The sequence below is a fragment of the Pseudomonas sp. PDM19 genome, from assembly GCF_014852215.1.
In the GTDB taxonomy this organism is placed as follows: Bacteria; Pseudomonadota; Gammaproteobacteria; order Pseudomonadales; family Pseudomonadaceae; genus Pseudomonas.
In genome coordinates, this window is the sequence record NZ_JACVBG010000006.1 from 54312 (window position 1) to 72002 (window position 17691).

Here is a 17691-nt window from a genome sequence, read left to right on the forward strand (position 1 = left end):
AAACTGGTGTTTCCAAGTTTAAAAATCCGAGAAGTTAACCTCGCCAAGTACTTTCCTGAAGCTAAGTGAATTTTTTTCTATATAATCGACAAACCCCAGGCTAAACGGACTATCTTTTTTCCCCAAAATAAAGCCAACAGCAGATGGTCCATCTTCGTAGTCTTCTCTGGTTTGATGCTCTACACTGACGAAACCTGCTTCGCTCAATAGATCTAATTCACCTTTAAAGTCGCCACTGTATTGCCTCTGCAGTGAGTCAAATAGAATGCTTTCGTAACCGCGATATTGTTTTATCCGCTTTGTCCCGTCAGGCTCTCTGCGCTCGAATAGCATAGCGAAGAACTCGCGGGTTACTCTCGGCAGTCTTGCAAGTCTGTTGGCTGCGTCGTTTAGTTCGGCGCAGATACTGTCTTTTTCTTTGTCATCGAGAGGGCCATTCAATTCAGTATACGCAATAAACTGTTCACCAGTTCCATGCTTGGGTTCTGGCATGGACTCCCAGTTTTTATAATTGTTGGTAGGGAATTCTTCATCCTCTGGGCGGATTTCTAAATCAATGAGAAGTCTTGTCGTTTGATTTCTAACTTGACTGTGAAGTTCCTTTAATTCGTTGAGCTCTAGGTCGACAGCCATCTTTGCAATATCTTTTAGGTCCCAAATGTCACCCTTCTCATTGAAATTATTCTTCTTGGCTAACTTCTTGTTTATCGTATATGAGGTCTGTTTCTTTCCGAGAGTCAGTATTATGAAACGTTCGTACAGTTTTCTATGGTCGTCAGTTATTTTGTCTAGTGTATTATTGATTTTTTCGGTTGTGCATGTTGCCGAAACCTGTATGCCGATCTTATTTTTTATGCAACCAAGATCCAGGCCTGGGCTGTTGGAACGCTCCGCGTTCAGATTGATGAATTTTCCTTGCAGGAGCGTAGAAAGCAACTCCTTGCAGAAGTCTTCTGCAAAAAGTGGAAGATCATTAAGATTAAGTGAAGTTCTTAGTTTGATCCTTTCCGAAAGGCTGGATAGTTCGTCCAGAATCTCGCCGATTAGTAGGCCTCTAGTTAACACACAGCGCTCCTAGCATGGTCAAAATGCCATCATGGAATATAAGTGGGAGCTGAGGCAAAAAAAAGCGCCGCATAAGCGGCGCCGGCAACAGACGGATTAGGCGTTAGGGTAGGGACCTAACCGTTCCTCGAAGACCTGCATGTTGTGCCCGCAGTCAGCCAGAGCGAAGAACTCACGTCGCTCGAAGTTCACCGCGAACAGTTCGCCATCGTTCCCGATCACGCTGAGACCGTATTGCTGGAGGATTTCCCCTACGGCCCACCAGCTTTTCGCCGCCCGCAGGCGGGCAAACACTCGCTCACGCTCAGTGCCCTGCTCCAAAAGGTCTGCCAGGCGGCGAATCGAGGCATCTTCGAGAGGGGCGTGGCTACTGCTCATGCGCACCTCCGAGGTCCAAGGGCTTGATCGGGGCTGGCATGGTTGCGGGGGATTGTTCCGGTGGCGGCAGACCTTCCTGGTCGGGAGCTTCGTTGCGCATAGCGACCAGCTGCGCGATCGCGGCGCGGAACGACTGCGCCGGCTGCGCCCCCTTCACGATCAGGTGCTTGCCAGTGGTGTTGTCCACCACCACCGTTGCCGGCGTGCCAGTGACACCTAGTGAAGTACCGCGGCTGATTTGCTTCTGGATCTTCTCGTCGTACTTGCCGCTGCTCATGCAGCTACGCAGCGGGTCCGGCTGAGCGCCGACCGACAGCGCTATCTTCTCGAGGTCTTCGGGGCCTTGGCCGTTCAGCTGGGTATGGCTGAAGTACTCGCCGGTGAATGCCCAGAAAGCCTGGTTTCCGACCTGCTCGCCTATGCACTCGGCTGCTACGGCGGCTGCATTAGCTGCCGGATCGTGGAACTGCAGAGGGTAGTGCTGCCATTCCCAATTGATCTGGCCGTTGGAGCCGTCGGCGATGCGTTTGGGGGTGTCATGGAAACGCTGACAGAAAGGGCACTCCAGATCGCTGAATTCGACCAGCGTGAACTCGGCCTGGGGGTTGCCGTAAACGTGGCGGCCATCCTTCATGTCGGCGTTCTTGGCGGCGGTCCAGCCCGCAAGGATTCGATCGCGCTGCGCCGCCATGACCTTCGACTCCCGTAACTCCAAGGTCTTATCGACTTGGCCTGGAAGCTTCTCTACCAGTTGAGTGGTGACATAGGCGTCCGTGTAACGCGCGTTCAGCATGAAGGACACGCCGACCGCTACTGCCACACCAAGCACAGTGATCGCGATATGGCCGGTCAGGTTCGAATTGGACATCGTTTCACTTCCATTGAGGGGTAGATGGGCGGGAGGGAGCCTGCAGGTGCACCGGCAAGTCTTTGGGTGTGCCGTTCACCAGGATCAGCCATTCGTCATAGGTGAGCCGTTCAGTGCCGCGGCAGAGCTTGTTGCGGACCTGCACGTACTCGTTAACGGTGCCTTTTCCGTTGGCCAGCGTGGTGATGAACTTCCCACCTGCTGGTGTGCCTAGAGCGAAGGTCTGGGCGACACCGTTGTTCTCGGCGCAGTTGGCTGCCACCAGGCCGGGGGGCACGGCCACCATCGGCTGGTGGGATGCTTTCGGCTGCGGCTGAAGCTCCGGATAGAGTTTGCCGTTCCGGGTGTCGAGCACGTCCTTGCTTCCCAGGACTGGCTGGTAGGTAGGTTCTCGAAGCGCGGCGCCACCGCGGCCCGCATGACCCCAGCTGGTGTAGTGATCGCGAAAGTCAGGGCCGTAGCTTTCGACTACATACGGAACGCCGAGCGGCAATTGCTCGGCTTTGTCAGCCGGTGGCTGGTGCGTACAGGACGCGGAAAGGAGCAGTCCCGCGTAGAGGCCAAATCGGCCGGTGAACTTCCAGTTGGGCATGGTGGATCCTCGGGATCAATTTGTTGAAATTGTCCGAGCCGCTGACGGTGAGGATTCGCTTTTTCACGCAACAAATTGGCCGGAAAAAAAGATGCCGACCCCGCTATCTTGCAGATCGATACCGGCTGTTGCAGACTTGCGGCACGCCTGCATGGCGTTAAAAGCATCTTCGGCCTTCCTGGCCACCCTCTGCGGCTCACCAAGTGCTCGCCGCATGACCAGCAGAATTCTCTAATTAAATCTAATCGCTTGAGCGTTTAGGTTTAGTCATGTGCTCTTTGCACATGGTCGGCTTGTTGGCCGATTTACAAATACAACCAAAAACCTCTCAAAAAACCCCTAGGGGCGACATGCCCCTTACGGGATCATGCCGTCCTTAGTTCTCTTGATATGGAGAAAACTATGGCTCGCGGAGTAAATAAGGTAATTCTGGTTGGCAACATTGGCGCCGATCCAGAAATTCGCTACATGCCCAATGGCAATGCTGTTGCCAATGTAACGCTCGCCACCAGTGAAAGCTGGAAGGACAAGCAAACTGGGCAACAGCAGGAGCGCACCGAATGGCACCGAGTGGTGTTTTTCGGTCGACTTGCTGAAGTCGTAGCGGAATACGTAAAAAAAGGCTCTCAGATCTACGTTGAAGGATCGATGAGAACTCGTAAGTGGCAAGCGCAAGACGGCCAGGATCGCTACACCACGGAAGTGGTTGTGGACATCAACGGCGAAATGCAATTGCTTGGTGGTAACCGAAATCGTCAAGACGATGGGCAGAAACAAGCTCAGAGTCAGCAACGACCAGCGAGCCACGCCACGCAGCGCTCGCCACAGCGCCCGCAACAATCGGCACCGCAGCCGGCACCGCAGCCAGCTCCGGATTACGACTCGTTCGATGACGACATTCCGTTCGCGCCCATCAGCCGCTGCTTGCTGTTGATTAGCTGAAGTCGGAACTGTTTAAGAAAGACGCACCTTCGGGTGCGTTATTTTTATAAAAGGAAATCTCATGAGCGAGCAACTTCAAAACGCTTTGGCTGTAATTGCAAAGCAGGAAGATAAGTTTAAGTCGATTGCCAAGCTGAGCAATTCGGATGTCGTATTTCAGAATGAGCTGCTTTATGCAGCTCAAGCAATGATGAATAACGATTATCTCTGCAATGCTGCAATCCAGAACAAGCTTTCACTTCGTAACGCGTTTGCGCAAGTTGCTGCGTCGGGATTGACGCTGGATCCTTCACGGCAACTGGCCTATCTGGTTCCTCGTGATGGGCAAGTCGTCCTCGATGTTTCTTGGCGAGGCATGATTAAGGTCGCCGTGAATGATGGCGCAATTAAAGATGCTAATGTCGAGCTGGTGTATTCGAACGATGTGTTCGAATACCTCGGTAAGCGCAAACAGCCGATATTTAAGTGCAAACCATTTGCCCCCCTGGAGGAGCGAGGAGAACTCTTGGGTTGCTATGTCGAAGCGGAACTCCCTGATGGTCGGTTCCACGTCGAAGTTGTGACCCTCAAGGAGATCCACGCTGCAAGAGAGGCCTCAGACCTGTGGCGGAGAAAAAAGAAAGGTCCATGGGTGAACTATGAAAGCTCGATGCAGAAGAAATCGGCGATCAAGATTGCCCGCAAGTATTGGCCGTTCGCTGGTGGGAAGCTGGACAAGGTAATTGAGTACCTCAACACCGATGGTGGCGAGGGATTCGCTACCACCGGCGTGTCTGTGTCGGCGATCGAGCGCTTCATGGGGAATGCGCAGGTTGTCGATCCGATTGAGCCGCTACCTACCTCGAAAGAGGAAGGTCTGCAGCCTGGCCGGGTGGACACCGAGCCGGCCGCCGTACCTGCAGCTGAGCTTCAGCCGGCACCGGAAGCTGTGTTGGTTGAGGGGGAGTTGCTAGCGGCTGATAGCGAAGCCGTGCCCGCACCTAACTTCCCGGAAAGAACGCTCAAAAAAGTTGCTGAACTGGTCCGCCGCGCGGGCCTTTCAGGGGCCTGGAATGCAGCGTTGGAGTATGTGTCGACCTGGCCGGTAGATGCTCGCAATTACGCGGAGACGCAAATCAACTCAGCGCGAGCTGAAGCCTATGCCATCGCCTCCCAGGGCGAATAAATCATCCTCGACCGCCTCCGGGCACGCCGAGTCAACCAACCCGCCAGGGAAGCCCCCTAGCGGGCGACTCTGGCAAAACTGAGGAAGCATCATGCTCGACATCATCAAGCTGATCCTGACCCTGCTGCTGCCGTAAGGCGCCAGGAAAAACCCACCCTGAGGGGGCATTCGCCCCCTTCGGGAGCGCTGCCTTTTCAGGTGTTCAACTTCTGAAAAGGAAATCCCATGCGCACCTACATTCATACCCTCGTGAACCTGTTGACCAATGAAACGAAGCAATTCCGCTGTGAGGCGGAGTCGTTTGAGCAGTCAATCGAAATCGCTGAGAAGAACCATCCAGACCTGTTCCTGCCCCTGAAACCGTCCCTGGCCAAGGAGCAGAGCAATGCGGCCGTCCACCGTTGAAAGCCTGCATAAATCGCTACGCGAGTGGCAGCAGGTTCTTCACGATGGCGGCCCGTTTTCGGTCTGTGCTGAAGAGGTGATCGAGAAGACTCAGGCGAAGCTATTCTTCCTGGAGTTTCTCGTCGGCCAGCTCGAAGTCGGTTTGACCTTGAAGCACTGCCGGCGAGACTCCTGGGGGATCATCCTTCCTGACGCCTCGCAGCCTGGCCGCTTTCGGTGGCAGGCGTTCCAGAGCGATGGTTTTACCGGGCACGTCACCTTCGATTCGATGGAGGAGTGTCTCGGTGATTTGGTCGACGACGGTTATGGCGCGCCCGACCCGGGCGCGCTTGACCGTGTTGCCGATACCGTCGAATGGCGCCGTGGCATGGAGGTAGTCGGTCTGATCCAGTCCTGCAACGCAGGGTTGCTCAGCTTCGAAGACGCCATTCGACAGCGAGAAGAGATCTATGCCCGGTACCAGGCTGCTGCAGAGGCTGCTTGATGCCGGGCAGCCTGGAGTACCAGAAGAAATCCCTCTGGGGCGGACGCCCCAAGGGGCTCGTTCGTTCCGGTGGGAACCACTTGGGTCCGCATGACCAAGTGGTTCACTACTTGAAAAGGAGAACGAGATGAAAGTCATTGATCTCGCGCAGCGATCCCCAGAGTGGCACGCGTGGCGCCGTGAGGGAGTTTCTGCGACCAGCTGTGCAGTGATCATGGGTGCAAACCCAGAGAAAAGCCCCCTTGAACTATGGAGGGAGCTTGTTGGCATCGTTACCCCGCCGGACCTATCGGTCATTCCGCAGGTGCGGCAGGGGGTACAGCGAGAGCCAATGGCTCTGCAGGCGTTCGAAGAGAAGTACGGCCAGTTGGGCATGCCGGTCTGCGGCGAGTCGCAGGAGTACCCAATCATTCGGGCATCCTTCGACGGTCTGTTGGCCAACGGCGCACCGGTGGAAATTAAAAACCTCTCTGACGCGAATCACCTGGAAGTGCTTCGCCTTCAGATGGAAAGCCCTGCCTACCTGCTGTATCGGTGGCAGGTGTGGCACCAACTGATCGTCAGCGGCGCGAGTGAAGGGTACTTGTGGTTTTGGTCCCCCAAGCACGAACCCTGCTGCCTACCGGTGACGCTCGACGAAGTTACGCGCAAGCGGATTGTCGCTGCTGAAATCCACTTCTGGGAGTTGGTTGAAACCGGCTGCCCGCCGGCGGCTGATCCCAAGCGTGATGTTCTGCCGTTGGAGCAGCTCGACTTGGATGCCTGGCGCAAGCTGGCTAGGCCAAGAAGAGAGTTGGAGCAAAAAATCGCGCAATTGAAGGCAGAGCTCAAAGCACTGACCAATCAAGCTAAGGAACAGGATGCTGCGTTCCGACCGCTGATGGGGCTGTTTCGACGAGCCGATGCTCTCGGTGTGCGGGTGACGTGTTACGAGATCGCCGGTGCTGTTGACTGGGAAGGGGTGGCGAAGGAACTGCATGACGCAATTCCTGAAGACGTCCTGAATCGTCATCGAACGGGTGGTTCCGTTGCATATCGACATACCGTAAATCCGAACTACGACGAAGCAACAGCGCTGCCAGAGCCTAAACCTAGGGTTCGCAGGTTGGCGCCAGCTGAATCGAAAGAGGCCACAGAGCCTTCAGTCGCTTACGGAACCTTCTGGTTCTGAGTTCCCCGCCCGGCCATGTGCCGGGTTTTTTTTCGCCCGTTTTTTGGCGGGAAATGGCCTCTTGCCGGGGTTGCGCGCAAGCAACATGCGCCAGTCCACACAAAGAGAAGCCTATGTCGCCTATCTCGCTTATCAGACGGATTTTCTCGCTTGGGGGTAACCGGAACGTCGATCGCGTCGGCCGTTCGTACCCGCACCCTGCCGAGGAGATGATTGCCCCTGAGCTCCGTCCATACCTTGAGAATCACAATTGGCGGAACCTCCGGTACCCACCCTACCAGGAAGGCTACCCAGGTCTGGTTGCCGGCCGTTGGTTCATGCGCCGATATCAGCAGGATCTCTTCGACCGGCTCATGGGTTCACTTGGACTGCCTGATGAAGAGTTCGCGCGGTATGTCGAGCCGATCCTCAATAACTTCGCTGAGCTGGCCCATCTCCTCCCGGCCTCACAGAGCCATCACCATGATGGTCCTGGAGGTTTGCTCCGTCACAGCATGGAAGTGGCAGCGTTCACGCTCGACGGTTGCCTGACCACGGCATTCGACGCTGGCGAAACGCCTTCGCGGCGAAGCATGCGGTTGCGCCGCTGGTATGTGGCTGGCGTTGCTGCCGGGTTGCTTCACGATGCCGGCAAACCGTTGTCGGACATTCGGGCGACGAGCTTTGAGGGTGGGGAAGAGTGGAATTACGAGCGGGAAACGCTCCATGCGTGGTCCAGTCGAACCGGTATCAACCGGTATTTTCTCCACTGGAATCCTGATCGGCACGCTAATCACGTTCAAGTTTCAGTCTCGCTGGTTAGGGGCATCATTCCAGATGAGGCCAGGGCCTGGATTCGGGACGGTGGCCACGACATCTACGAGGCAATGCTCGACGCCATCTCTGGCGCGGGGGCAGGGCCGCTGACATCGCTCGTGCGTGCAGCGGATGAGGCCTCAGTGAAACGGGATCTCCTGAAGGGCCCACGAAATACCACCGGTGGTGATACAGGCGTTCCGGTAGCTCGCCTCGTTACCGATGCCATGCTTCGACTGATCGAGAAGGGTACCTGGAAGGCGAATGTTCCTGGTGGACGAGTCTGGATAGCTACCGACGGAATCTACATCGCTTGGACGATGGCTGCCGACGAGATCGTGCAGATGGTTGTCGCCGACGGTGTTGTCGCGATCCCGCGCGCCGCAGATACCCTGGTTGGGATTTTAGCTGCGCACGGTATCGCGGAGCGCGCCTCCAATGGCGACGTCTATTGGTACGTCACCCCGCACCTTTTGCGTAAGAACGGACAGGCGCCGGCGCTGCGGTGCATAAAACTCGTCTCGCCGGACATCCTCTTCCCGCTTACACCTCTGCCACCCCCGGTTTCAATCAGCTTGGGTAAGGAGGGAAAGGCACGGGATCTCATAGCACCCAACGACAAGCTGGGTGCGCAGGCGAGCCAGACGAACGAGAACCAGGGCGATTTGTTCCAGGAGGAAAGCACTGCACCCCCTGGGCAGGCCGATGACAGTGGCGAGGAGGTCGTACCGCCGGCCGATAAACAGACCAAGCCAAAGCGGAAGAAAGCTCCAGCGACGGCTGAGATCGGTAAGCCTTCGCCGGGTGTGCGAGCAGGTGTTACAGCTGAAGAGGCATCCCCCTCACTCGAGATGACCGAACCAGCTGCAGGCTCCGCAGAAGAGCCGGTGGAGCATGAAGAAGAGCCGGAGCAGACGTTCACCCTCGAGCAAATGCTTGGCGACTTGTCGCAGTTGCCCGCGGACAACGCGAGTGGGGCGAATAACGGGGCTCCGGTGACTTCCGAAACGCCGTCCGGCGCGCTGGCGGCTGACGATGCTCCAGAACAGCAATCGGTTGCAGCCGCGGCACCGGAGCGCGCTGCTCGCCCTGGACGAATCAGCCTAAGCCAGTTACGCGGCGATCAATGCGGCGCAAGCCCATTGTCGCCGCCTCAGGCTTCATCAGCGACCGTTCCGCAAGTTCAGTTAGCGGTCCAACCAGCCCAACCAGAGAAATCTGCAGCACCTATTGCTCCCCTGGAGATATCCCCTGGTGATGCAGAGTTGTTGGCCGACCACGAAATGTACCTGCTGCAGATGCACCCGGAATTGGCGCGAAAGCTTTTAGCTGCAGCAGCAGAGCCAGATACGTTGCGCAGCGCTTTCAACAAGGTGTTCGTTCGCCTGGGTTCGGCGTTTCAGCACGATGATGTTGAGGGCTTGGTGCAGGCCGGATGGCTTTGGCAGGACATCGCGTCCGAGGGACCTGCTGTCCTGAAAAAGCTCAAGAACCAGGAAGGGTTCCTGCTCACGCAGGACTACAGCTTGATCGTCTGCAAGCTGGCACGTTTGGACTGGAACGTGCCCCACCTCAGTCGCCTTCCAACAGGCGAGCTTCCTGTTCTGCGTAACGCGGTCGAGCAGGTGATCGCCAAGTCTTCATTCGAGGTCATCGCCGGCCTCGGCCTGCGCGCCATCACTCCGCACCAGGTTTCGCAGATCGCAGATCAGTTTGGCGTCACCCCGGCCCTTCTGGAGGAGGCGATATTCGCGCTGCGCGATGCAGTGAAAGTGGCGGTTAAACGCAAAATTTTCATCAGAGCACTACCTGAGGAGATCCCTGCCAAATGAGCGAATGGGACTACACCAGCTACTGGCGGAAAAACTTTGAAGCCCACGAGGTCGCTGCATGGGGCACCTCGATAATCGGCAGCACGGCCGTTCAGCTGCTCACCAGCATGCCTATCACTCCGTACCTCATCACGGTAGGGGTTCAGGCGGGCTTCGCACTCGCAGCGCTTCCCAAGGCCTTGCGCGTACACAACGCGAAGGCATGTCTCTATGGCGCCGGCGTTCATACCATCACGTTGGATCAAATGATCGCGATGGTCCGGGCCAACAAAGACGATATCTATTTCGGAGAGGCCTTTGCCTGGCGCCACATGCATGGGCAGTACGCCTTCGAGCTGCTTGCTTTGGACCTTGAAGACATCTTGGGCAAGAAGGGAAAGCGGAAGGCAACAGTCAAGGGCACCAAGTGGATCCATGGCTTGGGTATGGGAGAGGAAGAGCCCTGCATGCGGCCGGCGGATTCGCGAAACATCCACTTCCTGGTGGTGGGCACCACCGGCGCCGGAAAATCTCGCTGGTTTGACATGGCCATCACCCAGTGCATCGCCCGTGGCGAACCGGTAATCGTGATCGATCCAAAGGGTGACAAGGGGCTAGCGCGCACCTGTGAGATGGCAACGGCACGAATCGGCAAGAGCCACCGGTACAAGTATTTCCACCCGGCCTTCCCTGAGCGTTCGGTACGCCTGTCGCTGACCAAAAACTTCGGTCGCGCGACAGAAATTGCCTCACGTGTTGCTGTTCTGATGAAAAGCGATGCCGGTGACCCCTTCCAGGCATTCTCGATGATGGCCCTGAACAACGTGATTCAGGCCATGCTGATCTGCAAGATCCAACCCACCCTGGTTGGGCTCAGGCGAACGCTGGAAGGGGACGTTCCGGGCCTGACGATCAAGGTCATCATGGCCTACGGCGCGGAAGTATTCGGCGACGCGCAGTTCGATGCCATGGCCTCTGCCGCTTTGATCAGCGCAAAGGTGAAGCCAGGCGATATCGAAGGGAAGGCCAAGGTTCTTCGCCGTGTCTATTACCAGGATATCGCGCCCGTCAGAGCGAAAGGTGACATTGAAGGCCTTCTCACCATGCTGGAGCACGAACGCTCGCACTTCAGCAAGATGATCGCGGGCTTACTGCCGATTCTGGTGATGCTGACTGCTGGTGCCATGGGCCCGCTCCTGTCTCCTGTGGCGGATCCCGATGACGAGCGTGCCATTGTTGACCTCAACTCCGTGATCAACGGGGACCAGGTGCTCTACATGGGCCTCGACTCGCTCTCGGACTCGATGGTTGGCTCAACCATCGGTTCGCTGGCACTGGCTGATTTGGCCTCCACGGCTGGTGAAATCTACAACCACCGCATTCCCAAGCCCGTAAACATCTTCGTGGATGAGGCTGCTGAAGTGATCAACGACCAGTTGATCCAGCTGCTCAACAAGGGGCGCGGCGCCGGCATCAACCTCTACATCGCTACGCAGACCATCGCAGACTTCAAGGCGCGGCTGGGGGATGAATCGAAAGCCATGCAGGTTCTCGGCAACTGCAACCACGTCGTGGCTTTGCGCGTGCTCGATACCGATACGCAAGCCTTCATCGCGGACAAACTCACGCCGACGCGCTTCAAGTACGTCATGCGCACGCAAGGAAATAGCCCAGACCAGAGCGGCATTCGTGTCGGTGGCAACGTCGGTGAGCGGCTGATGCAGGAGGAGGGCGAGCGTTTCCCTACCGGCTTGCTGGGCGAACTGCCCGACCTTGAGTTCCTTGCAGTGTTTGCTGGCGGAGATCTTCGCAAGGGCCGTATCCCGATCATCAATTTTGACAAAGCAGCCTGATAGGAGGCCCCTGTGTCTGTATCGACTCCTCTCGAGATTCAACGCCGTACCCAGCTGGATGCGGAGTCCACCAAGCTACTTCGCACTTTTGATTTGGAGTGGCGCTGCGGTACCCGCTTGATCACGCTCATGCTGGAGGCTGGGTATCCGCCGCTGGCGATTGGTCATGCCTTGCAGGAGGTACTCGGGCAGTACCAGCGGATGTGCATTGAGCGGAGCAATGATTTCTCGCGCCTGCGTGCTGTCCTCAGCCATGTTCTAGACCATCTGCGCAAAAGCGATGCAGCCCTGCCGAATGAACAGGTTCTGGAATGGTGCACGTTGTCGAACGTACCTTCGATCGTGACGGAGCAACTGATCCATGGCTGAAAATATCGAGGAGAAGTGGCCCAAGGGCCTGGTTGCGTCGATAGCATTCGGGTTCATCCTGGTACTGATGCTGGCCACCGCCGCCCCAAACAAGCTCGTGGACAAGGTCATGGTCAAGGAACGGGCTTGGGGACTTGCACTGCTAGGCCAAAGCGATCTGGCTGCGGTGGAGTCGAAGACAAGAGACTGGTACTCGTTTCTCCTCCTCGACTCCGGGGTCAAAGCCATGGTCGCCGACGTATTCATTGGCGAGCGAAGCTCCAGGGGAACCGTCAATGCTCTGGAGGAAAAAGCAGGCTGGTGGTTCAACTACCTGAGCGAGCGGGGGGAGGCACTACAGAAGATCATTTACCAGGTGGTGTATCGAGTGGTGCTGGCGCTTTTCTGGCTGCCATTCCTTGCTGTTGTCGTTGTACCCGGGGCCTACGCCGGCTGGATGCGTTGGCATGCGAAAAGGGCAGGGTTCAGCTACACGTCGCCGTTTGTAAACAACCATGCGACGAACATGCTTTTGATGAGCACGGTACTACTACCGTTGAGTTTGATCTTCCCGCTCCCGTTGCCGCCGCTTGTGGTCAGTACGTTCCTCATCTTGGCGATTCCGATCCTGCTGTCGCTGCTCATTAGCAACCTGCCGAAGAAATTTTAATTCGTCCGTTTTCTGGCAGGAAAAAGCGATATCGATGAGCCCGCGCCGGGAACAATCGGAGCATTCCTCTGAACAGGTTCGCCTTCATGAGTGCTCCCACCCAAACGCCTCCTAAGAAATCCTACGGGCCGACGATTGCGATCGCGGCCTTGTCCTCTGCACTGGCTGTACTGGGCTACTTCCACGTGCAAACGCTCGGTGAAGTGAGCGTGCTGCAGTCGCAGCTCGCCGAGGTCAGCAATCAGCTTTCCGATACCAGCGCTAAAGGTCTCACACCGAAGGAGATCAACGAGTTGGTATCGGGGTTGCAATCCGCGGCCCCCCCTGCTGCTGCGCCTGAGCACTACCCCGACAACTGGGTCTACGGAAACGTCTCAGCGCGCTACACCCTGGTCGAGATGACCGACACCGAGTGTCCTTTCTGCAAAGAACATTTCCCCCTGTTGAAATCCCTCGTGGAATCGTCTGCAGGCCAGATCAACGCGGCGCTGCTGCAGGTTCCTTTCCTGGGTGAGACCTCGCGCAATCAGGCCAACGCAATCGAATGCGCGGGCGACCAAGGGGGTTCCGACGCTGCATGGAAGTTCGCCCAGAAGGTGTTCGATCTGACTCGAAGCGAGGGGCAGGGCGTTGGCAAGCCCCTGGTGACTATTGCGAAGGAAATGGGTCTCGACGGCGACCGCTTCGCAGCTTGCTCGGAGTCCAGGGCTGTGGCGAAACGAGTGAGCAAGGACTTGGAACAGGTGATCCAGCTTGGCGTCACGCAGACTCCGTCCACCCTCGTGCTGGATAACCAAACCGGTAAGTCCCTCCTCCTGCAGGGCGAGCACGCGAGTCCTGCCGGCATCCTTAGCGCCATTGCCAAACTATCCCCATCCAAAGGAGCTAACACGCCATGAGCAACGAGCCGACAGTCATCCCCGCGCACATCGACGAGCCTCCCCACGTTCTCTTCTGGCGCTTGGACGAAGTAATGCCAATCGGCATTGGGCTTGTTGCCGGCGTGCTGATGGCCCAACTGATCATCTGCTCCGCGGTGGGCATGGTAGCGGCACGTTTCTACCGTCGCTTCTGTGATAACCGGCCGGATGGATATCTGCTCCACGCCATCTACTGGTACATGGGGTCCATCGGCATGAAGGAGACACGCACCATGCCAAACTCCTATGAGCGGGAGTTCATCTGATGCTCTTCGGCAATCTGAAAAAATCGTTCAGTGGTTTGCAGGGGGAGGTGAAGTTCTACCGGACTGCGCTGATCCTTCTGGTCTTTGCTCAGATGGTTACCTCGTGTGCGTCACTGCGCCGAGAAGAAAAAGTGACCGTCATTCCACCAACCCTCACCGAGAAAGCGTGGGTCAGCAAAACACAGGCATCGGGCGAGTACACCAGCGCTTGGGCGCTCTATCTCGGTATGATGTTAGGCAACGTCAATCCGGATAACGCGGACATCATCAAAGAGGCGATCGGTCCCATTCTCGACCCATCGATCTACCAGGACGTCATGGTCGTGCTCGACAAGCAGATCCAGCAGATTCGACAGGATCGGGTCAGCCTCAGCTTTGAGCCCAAGAAGGTGCTCCGTGACAACCTCAATCCCAGCAAATTCTACGTTTCCGGCTACTCCGTTGCTGAAGGCCCTGCCGGCGATCGTAAGCGTGAGAACCGGACCTATGAGTTCGAACTCGTGATCAAGGACTACAGGCCCAACCTGACCTGGATGGCGACCAACCGAGGCGACCCTCGCACCCAGGACGTGAAAGATCGCGAAGCCGAGTCGGCCGAGCGCCAGGCTAAGCGGCAGTCACACTCACGCGGCTGACCTACCAGTTTTTCCTACCCCGGCCCCTCGTTAGGTCCGGGGTTTTTTTTGCCTGCATGTTTTGACCAGGGCTTGTTTCCCGATTTGGCGCCCGCGGCAGTGCAGATTTTTTCTGACCATTTTATGGTTGGAAAAGCCGAAATAGAAGCCTGACGCCTTCCCACAATGACCTCATCAAAGTACAGAGGTCATGACGATGTCCCTGAGGCACCCAACACTCTTCCGCCCGGCTGCGCTGGCGCTGGCACTGGCAATTGCCCCGTACGCCGCTGCTGAAGAACAGATTCAGATCCCAGGGCTGAACATGCCCGTTGCCGCGAGCACGCAGCAGCCCCAGCGGCAGGCCGCCCTTCGTGTTGAACAGCAGCGCGTTGCTGATGCTGCAGAGGCTGAACCGGACGTGGCAGTTCAAGGTCATGCACCTGCTCCCGCGCCGGCGGCATCAAAACCGCGCCTAGTCCAAGTAACACCGGGAAGTGCTGATAACCCTGCGGTACCGAGCAGTGTCTTGCCCAAGCCGGTCAAGTCATTGCCTCCGGTCGACACTCGACAAGACGTGGTCGTCACCAACGGAACCAACACACTGATTCCGATTAGCCTCGGACAGATCAACCGTATCGTCACGCCCTTCGAAGACCCGAAGGTTCAAACCGTTTCGGATGCGACGATCGAAACGAGCGGAAACGTCATCTACGTAACGACTATCGTGCCTGAGCGCCCGGTCACCATGTACGTGACACCCGCTGACGATGAGTCGGTTGCGATCTCTCTCACGCTCTTCCCGCAAGACATCCCGCCGATCCAGGCAAACCTGATTTTCTCGAAGTCACTGCCCGGTGCCGCCCAGCCGCAAGGCGCTGGTGGCATCGCTGCAGCTTCGGTTCGCTCCTACAGCGGCCAAGCGAAGAAATGGGAGCGCTCTATGCCCTACATGGAGACGCTCCGGGAGCTCCTCCGCCAGCTGGCGCTGGGCAATCTGCCTCGGGGCTATTCGATGGGTGCCCCAGCCAATGGCGGTCGAGTCCCCGCCTGCGCGCAACCCAACCTCAGCTTCGATTTCAGCCATGCGCAGCTCTTGGAAGGGCACGATTTCCGCGTTTTTGTGGCCACGGTTGAGAACATCTCCGCCCGCACGGTCGAGTTCGATTATGCGGATTGCACTCACCCAAACCGCGCGGCCGTGAGCGTCTGGCCAAACGAGGTTCTGGAGCCTGGCCAGAAGAGTGAGGTGTACGTGGTGACCCGTGTACCCGTGGACGTGCCGGACACTTCCGTCCGTCCGAGCCTGTTGAATTGAGGGGGCGGCCATGAGCGGAATTCAAGGAGTTCTTGACCGGCTGAACCCGAACGCGAAGCGCCTTCTCGTGATCGGCGGCACAGTCATCGCCGTGGGTGCCCTGGTTGGGATCGTTCTGCAGTGGGCTGGTCCTAAGCACAAAGACCGCTTACCGAAGAAGCCCCAAGTTGAGGCTGTTCTGACCGATAACGACCCACGTCAGTTGGGCATCGCATCGCTCGCTACCCAGGTGCGTAACCTGCAGGGCGACCAAGCTCGGATTTTGCGACTCCTGGAACAGCAGCAGAGCAGTGGCAGGGACGAAAAGGGCTCCAAGGAGCTGGATGAGTTGAAGGCCCAGTTGCAGACGCTTCAGGGGGAGTTGGGGCGTGTCGAGAAGGAGGCAACGCAGCGGCAGGGACGGAAAGGCGGTGCCGATGGTGGTTCCGATGAGGAGTTCACCGCCGACGAAGACGCTATGCCCTCGGCGCCTGCTCGCTTCGTCCCCAAGGCAACAAGCTCGTCTGCTGCATTGGGTGATGTCTACAGCAACCTTCCCGCCGCTCCGAAGGAGGACCCCAAAGCTCGCTCTTCTGTGAAGAAGGAGCCGGTGAAGATCCGGACAATCCGGAATCAGAACGAAGAGAAGAAGGAGAAGGCGGAGGATATTTCGGTGTCGCTCCCGGCCGGCTCCATGCTGTCGGGTGTTCTAGTCACCGGTATGGACGCACCAACCGGGCAGCAGGCGAAGCGGGACCCATTCCCAACGCTCGTTCGGATTAAGTCCGAGGCAATTCTGCCGAACCGTTTCCGTGCAGACTTTCGCGAGTGCTTCCTCATTGCTGGTGGATGGGGAGACATGAGCTCCGAGCGTGCCTACTTGCGCGCCGAGCGGTTGTCCTGTGTTCGGCAAGACGGGAAGACGCTGGAAGCTCCTCTTGAGGCTTTCGCCTCGGGCGAGGATGGCAAGAACGGTCTTCGCGGCCGCTTGGTTAGCAAACAAGGACAACTACTCGCTCGAAGCCTTATGGCTGGCTTGATGCAAGGAGCTTCGTCCGTCTTCAACGTCCGCCAGGTCCCGTCAATCAACATCACTCGAAGTGGCAGTAACGGCAGTAGCGACCAACAAAGTGCGGTGTATGAACAGGTGTTTGATTCCAATGCCCTGCAAGCCGCAGCTGCCACTGGTATGGGCACTGCATTAGATCGAATTGCGAATTACTACTTGGAAATGGCGCAAAACCTGTTCCCCGTAATCGAAATCGATGCAATGCGTGAAGTCGACTTCATCGTAAATAAGGGTATGACCGTCAAGTTCAACTCGGACACATTAAAGTCCAACGAGTCCGTGGGCCTGGATTCGGATAAGAAAACCAAAGATAACTCGGCGGCTGGCGCTGCGAAGGGGAGAAGTAACTAATGAAGAAAGTCATCGCTGCAATGCTTCTGTCATCTTCGGCGCTCACCGGCTGTTCCAATATGCTAAACGTGGGGGAGAGCGAATATGCCTGTAAAGGTATGCCTAATGGTGTGACATGCATGTCCGCCAAGGACGTGTACACCGCCACTGAGGGTGAAAATTATAAGACTCAGTTGAAGCAGGAGCAGGAGGCAGCCGCCGGGCGTGGTGCCGGGAAGGCCGCCGCCGTCCCTGAAACACGAGTCCTGTATGCCGAGAGTGCAGATAACGCGCCGATGCCTATGCGTGCTCGCAACCCTATCCCGATCCGGACTCAAGCCGTAGTCATGCGCATCGCGATCGACCCGTGGGAAGACGACAACGGCGACTTGATCGTACCTGGCTACATCTACACCGAAATCGAACCTCGCCGCTGGGAAATCGGTACGCGTCAGGCAACAGCAAGCCCGACGTTGCGACCGCTCAGCATCGTCACACCAAATAAGAGTGCCTCTCCCGGAACGACTCCCGGCATGAACAGCCGTTAGGCCAATGTTTCGAACCAAGGAATTGAAAAGGCAGGTATCTGCCTTTTCGCGTTTGTATTGGAGCGCAATATGAGACGATTCTTAGCTATATTCTTTGCTG

19 protein-coding genes are annotated in these 17691 nt (G+C 57.1%); 15 read left to right on the plus strand and 4 right to left on the minus strand.

Features of this window, described 5'->3' with window-relative positions; genetic code table 11:
- Positions 1-18: 18 nt before the first annotated feature.
- The 4 genes from IB273_RS30710 to IB273_RS30725 all read right to left on the minus strand — a co-directional run bounded on the left by IB273_RS30710 (position 19) and on the right by IB273_RS30725 (position 2903).
- Complete coding sequence (locus IB273_RS30710) at positions 19-1065, minus strand: SMEK domain-containing protein (protein ID WP_192225778.1); 1047 nt, start codon at positions 1063-1065, stop codon at positions 19-21.
- 96 nt (positions 1066-1161) lie between these two features.
- Positions 1162-1443, minus strand: a complete 282-nt coding sequence (locus IB273_RS30715) for a hypothetical protein (RefSeq protein ID WP_192225779.1) — start codon at positions 1441-1443, stop codon at positions 1162-1164.
- Positions 1433-2311: a DsbA family protein gene (locus IB273_RS30720; protein ID WP_192225780.1), complete on the minus strand. Its 879-nt coding sequence runs from the start codon at positions 2309-2311 to the stop codon at positions 1433-1435. The genes IB273_RS30715 and IB273_RS30720 overlap by 11 nt, the downstream gene beginning before the upstream one ends.
- Positions 2312-2315: 4 nt before the next feature.
- Positions 2316-2903 carry a hypothetical protein gene (locus IB273_RS30725; RefSeq protein WP_138526992.1) on the minus strand — a complete coding sequence of 196 codons (588 nt, stop codon included), beginning with the start codon at positions 2901-2903 and terminating at the stop codon, positions 2316-2318.
- A gap of 402 nt (positions 2904-3305) precedes the next feature.
- On the opposite strand from IB273_RS30725, the gene ssb reads away from it, so the two are divergent.
- The 15 genes from ssb to traV all read left to right on the plus strand — a co-directional run bounded on the left by ssb (position 3306) and on the right by traV (position 17591).
- Entirely contained in the window at positions 3306-3845 is a 540-nt protein-coding gene (gene ssb, locus IB273_RS30730) for a single-stranded DNA-binding protein (protein WP_192225781.1), read from the plus strand.
- A gap of 61 nt (positions 3846-3906) precedes the next feature.
- Positions 3907-5010, plus strand: coding sequence for a RecT family recombinase (locus IB273_RS30735; RefSeq protein WP_192225782.1), 1104 nt, complete (start codon positions 3907-3909; stop codon positions 5008-5010).
- Positions 5011-5235: 225 nt separating this feature from the next.
- Positions 5236-5415 (plus strand): hypothetical protein, encoded by a 180-nt coding sequence (locus IB273_RS30740; RefSeq protein ID WP_192225783.1) that lies wholly within the window; start codon positions 5236-5238, stop codon positions 5413-5415.
- Positions 5396-5899: a hypothetical protein gene (locus tag IB273_RS30745; RefSeq protein WP_192225784.1), complete on the plus strand. Its 504-nt coding sequence runs from the start codon at positions 5396-5398 to the stop codon at positions 5897-5899. Before IB273_RS30740 ends, IB273_RS30745 begins: the two co-directional genes overlap by 20 nt.
- Before the next feature lie 127 nt (positions 5900-6026).
- Positions 6027-7070, plus strand: coding sequence for a lambda-exonuclease family protein (locus tag IB273_RS30750; RefSeq protein ID WP_192225785.1), 1044 nt, complete (start codon positions 6027-6029; stop codon positions 7068-7070).
- Positions 7071-7279: 209 nt separating this feature from the next.
- Positions 7280-9697 (plus strand): MobH family relaxase, encoded by a 2418-nt coding sequence (gene mobH, locus IB273_RS30755; RefSeq protein ID WP_225610359.1) that lies wholly within the window; start codon positions 7280-7282, stop codon positions 9695-9697.
- On the plus strand, positions 9694-11529 hold the full coding sequence (gene traD / locus IB273_RS30760) for a conjugative transfer system coupling protein TraD (protein WP_192225787.1): 1836 nt from the start codon (positions 9694-9696) through the stop codon (positions 11527-11529). Before mobH ends, traD begins: the two co-directional genes overlap by 4 nt.
- A gap of 12 nt (positions 11530-11541) precedes the next feature.
- Positions 11542-11898: a hypothetical protein gene (locus IB273_RS30765; RefSeq protein ID WP_138526904.1), complete on the plus strand. Its 357-nt coding sequence runs from the start codon at positions 11542-11544 to the stop codon at positions 11896-11898.
- Complete coding sequence (locus IB273_RS30770; protein ID WP_192225788.1) at positions 11891-12547, plus strand: DUF4400 domain-containing protein; 657 nt, start codon at positions 11891-11893, stop codon at positions 12545-12547. Before IB273_RS30765 ends, IB273_RS30770 begins: the two co-directional genes overlap by 8 nt.
- 86 nt (positions 12548-12633) lie before the next feature.
- Entirely contained in the window at positions 12634-13446 is an 813-nt protein-coding gene (locus IB273_RS30775) for a DsbA family protein (protein ID WP_192225789.1), read from the plus strand.
- The gene (gene traL / locus IB273_RS30780) at positions 13443-13733 is read left to right on the plus strand and encodes a type IV conjugative transfer system protein TraL (protein ID WP_138526928.1); all 291 of its coding nucleotides are present in this window, start codon (positions 13443-13445) and stop codon (positions 13731-13733) included. The genes IB273_RS30775 and traL overlap by 4 nt, the downstream gene beginning before the upstream one ends.
- On the plus strand, positions 13733-14368 hold the full coding sequence (locus IB273_RS30785; RefSeq protein WP_138526927.1) for a TraE/TraK family type IV conjugative transfer system protein: 636 nt from the start codon (positions 13733-13735) through the stop codon (positions 14366-14368). The genes traL and IB273_RS30785 overlap by 1 nt, the downstream gene beginning before the upstream one ends.
- Before the next feature lie 190 nt (positions 14369-14558).
- Positions 14559-15665 carry a type-F conjugative transfer system secretin TraK gene (locus tag IB273_RS30790; RefSeq protein ID WP_225610348.1) on the plus strand — a complete coding sequence of 369 codons (1107 nt, stop codon included), beginning with the start codon at positions 14559-14561 and terminating at the stop codon, positions 15663-15665.
- Positions 15666-15675: 10 nt separating this feature from the next.
- Entirely contained in the window at positions 15676-17064 is a 1389-nt protein-coding gene (locus tag IB273_RS30795) for a TrbI/VirB10 family protein (protein WP_192225790.1), read from the plus strand.
- Positions 17064-17591 carry a type IV conjugative transfer system lipoprotein TraV gene (gene traV, locus IB273_RS30800; RefSeq protein WP_192225791.1) on the plus strand — a complete coding sequence of 176 codons (528 nt, stop codon included), beginning with the start codon at positions 17064-17066 and terminating at the stop codon, positions 17589-17591. The genes IB273_RS30795 and traV overlap by 1 nt, the downstream gene beginning before the upstream one ends.
- Positions 17592-17691: the final 100 nt, after the last annotated feature.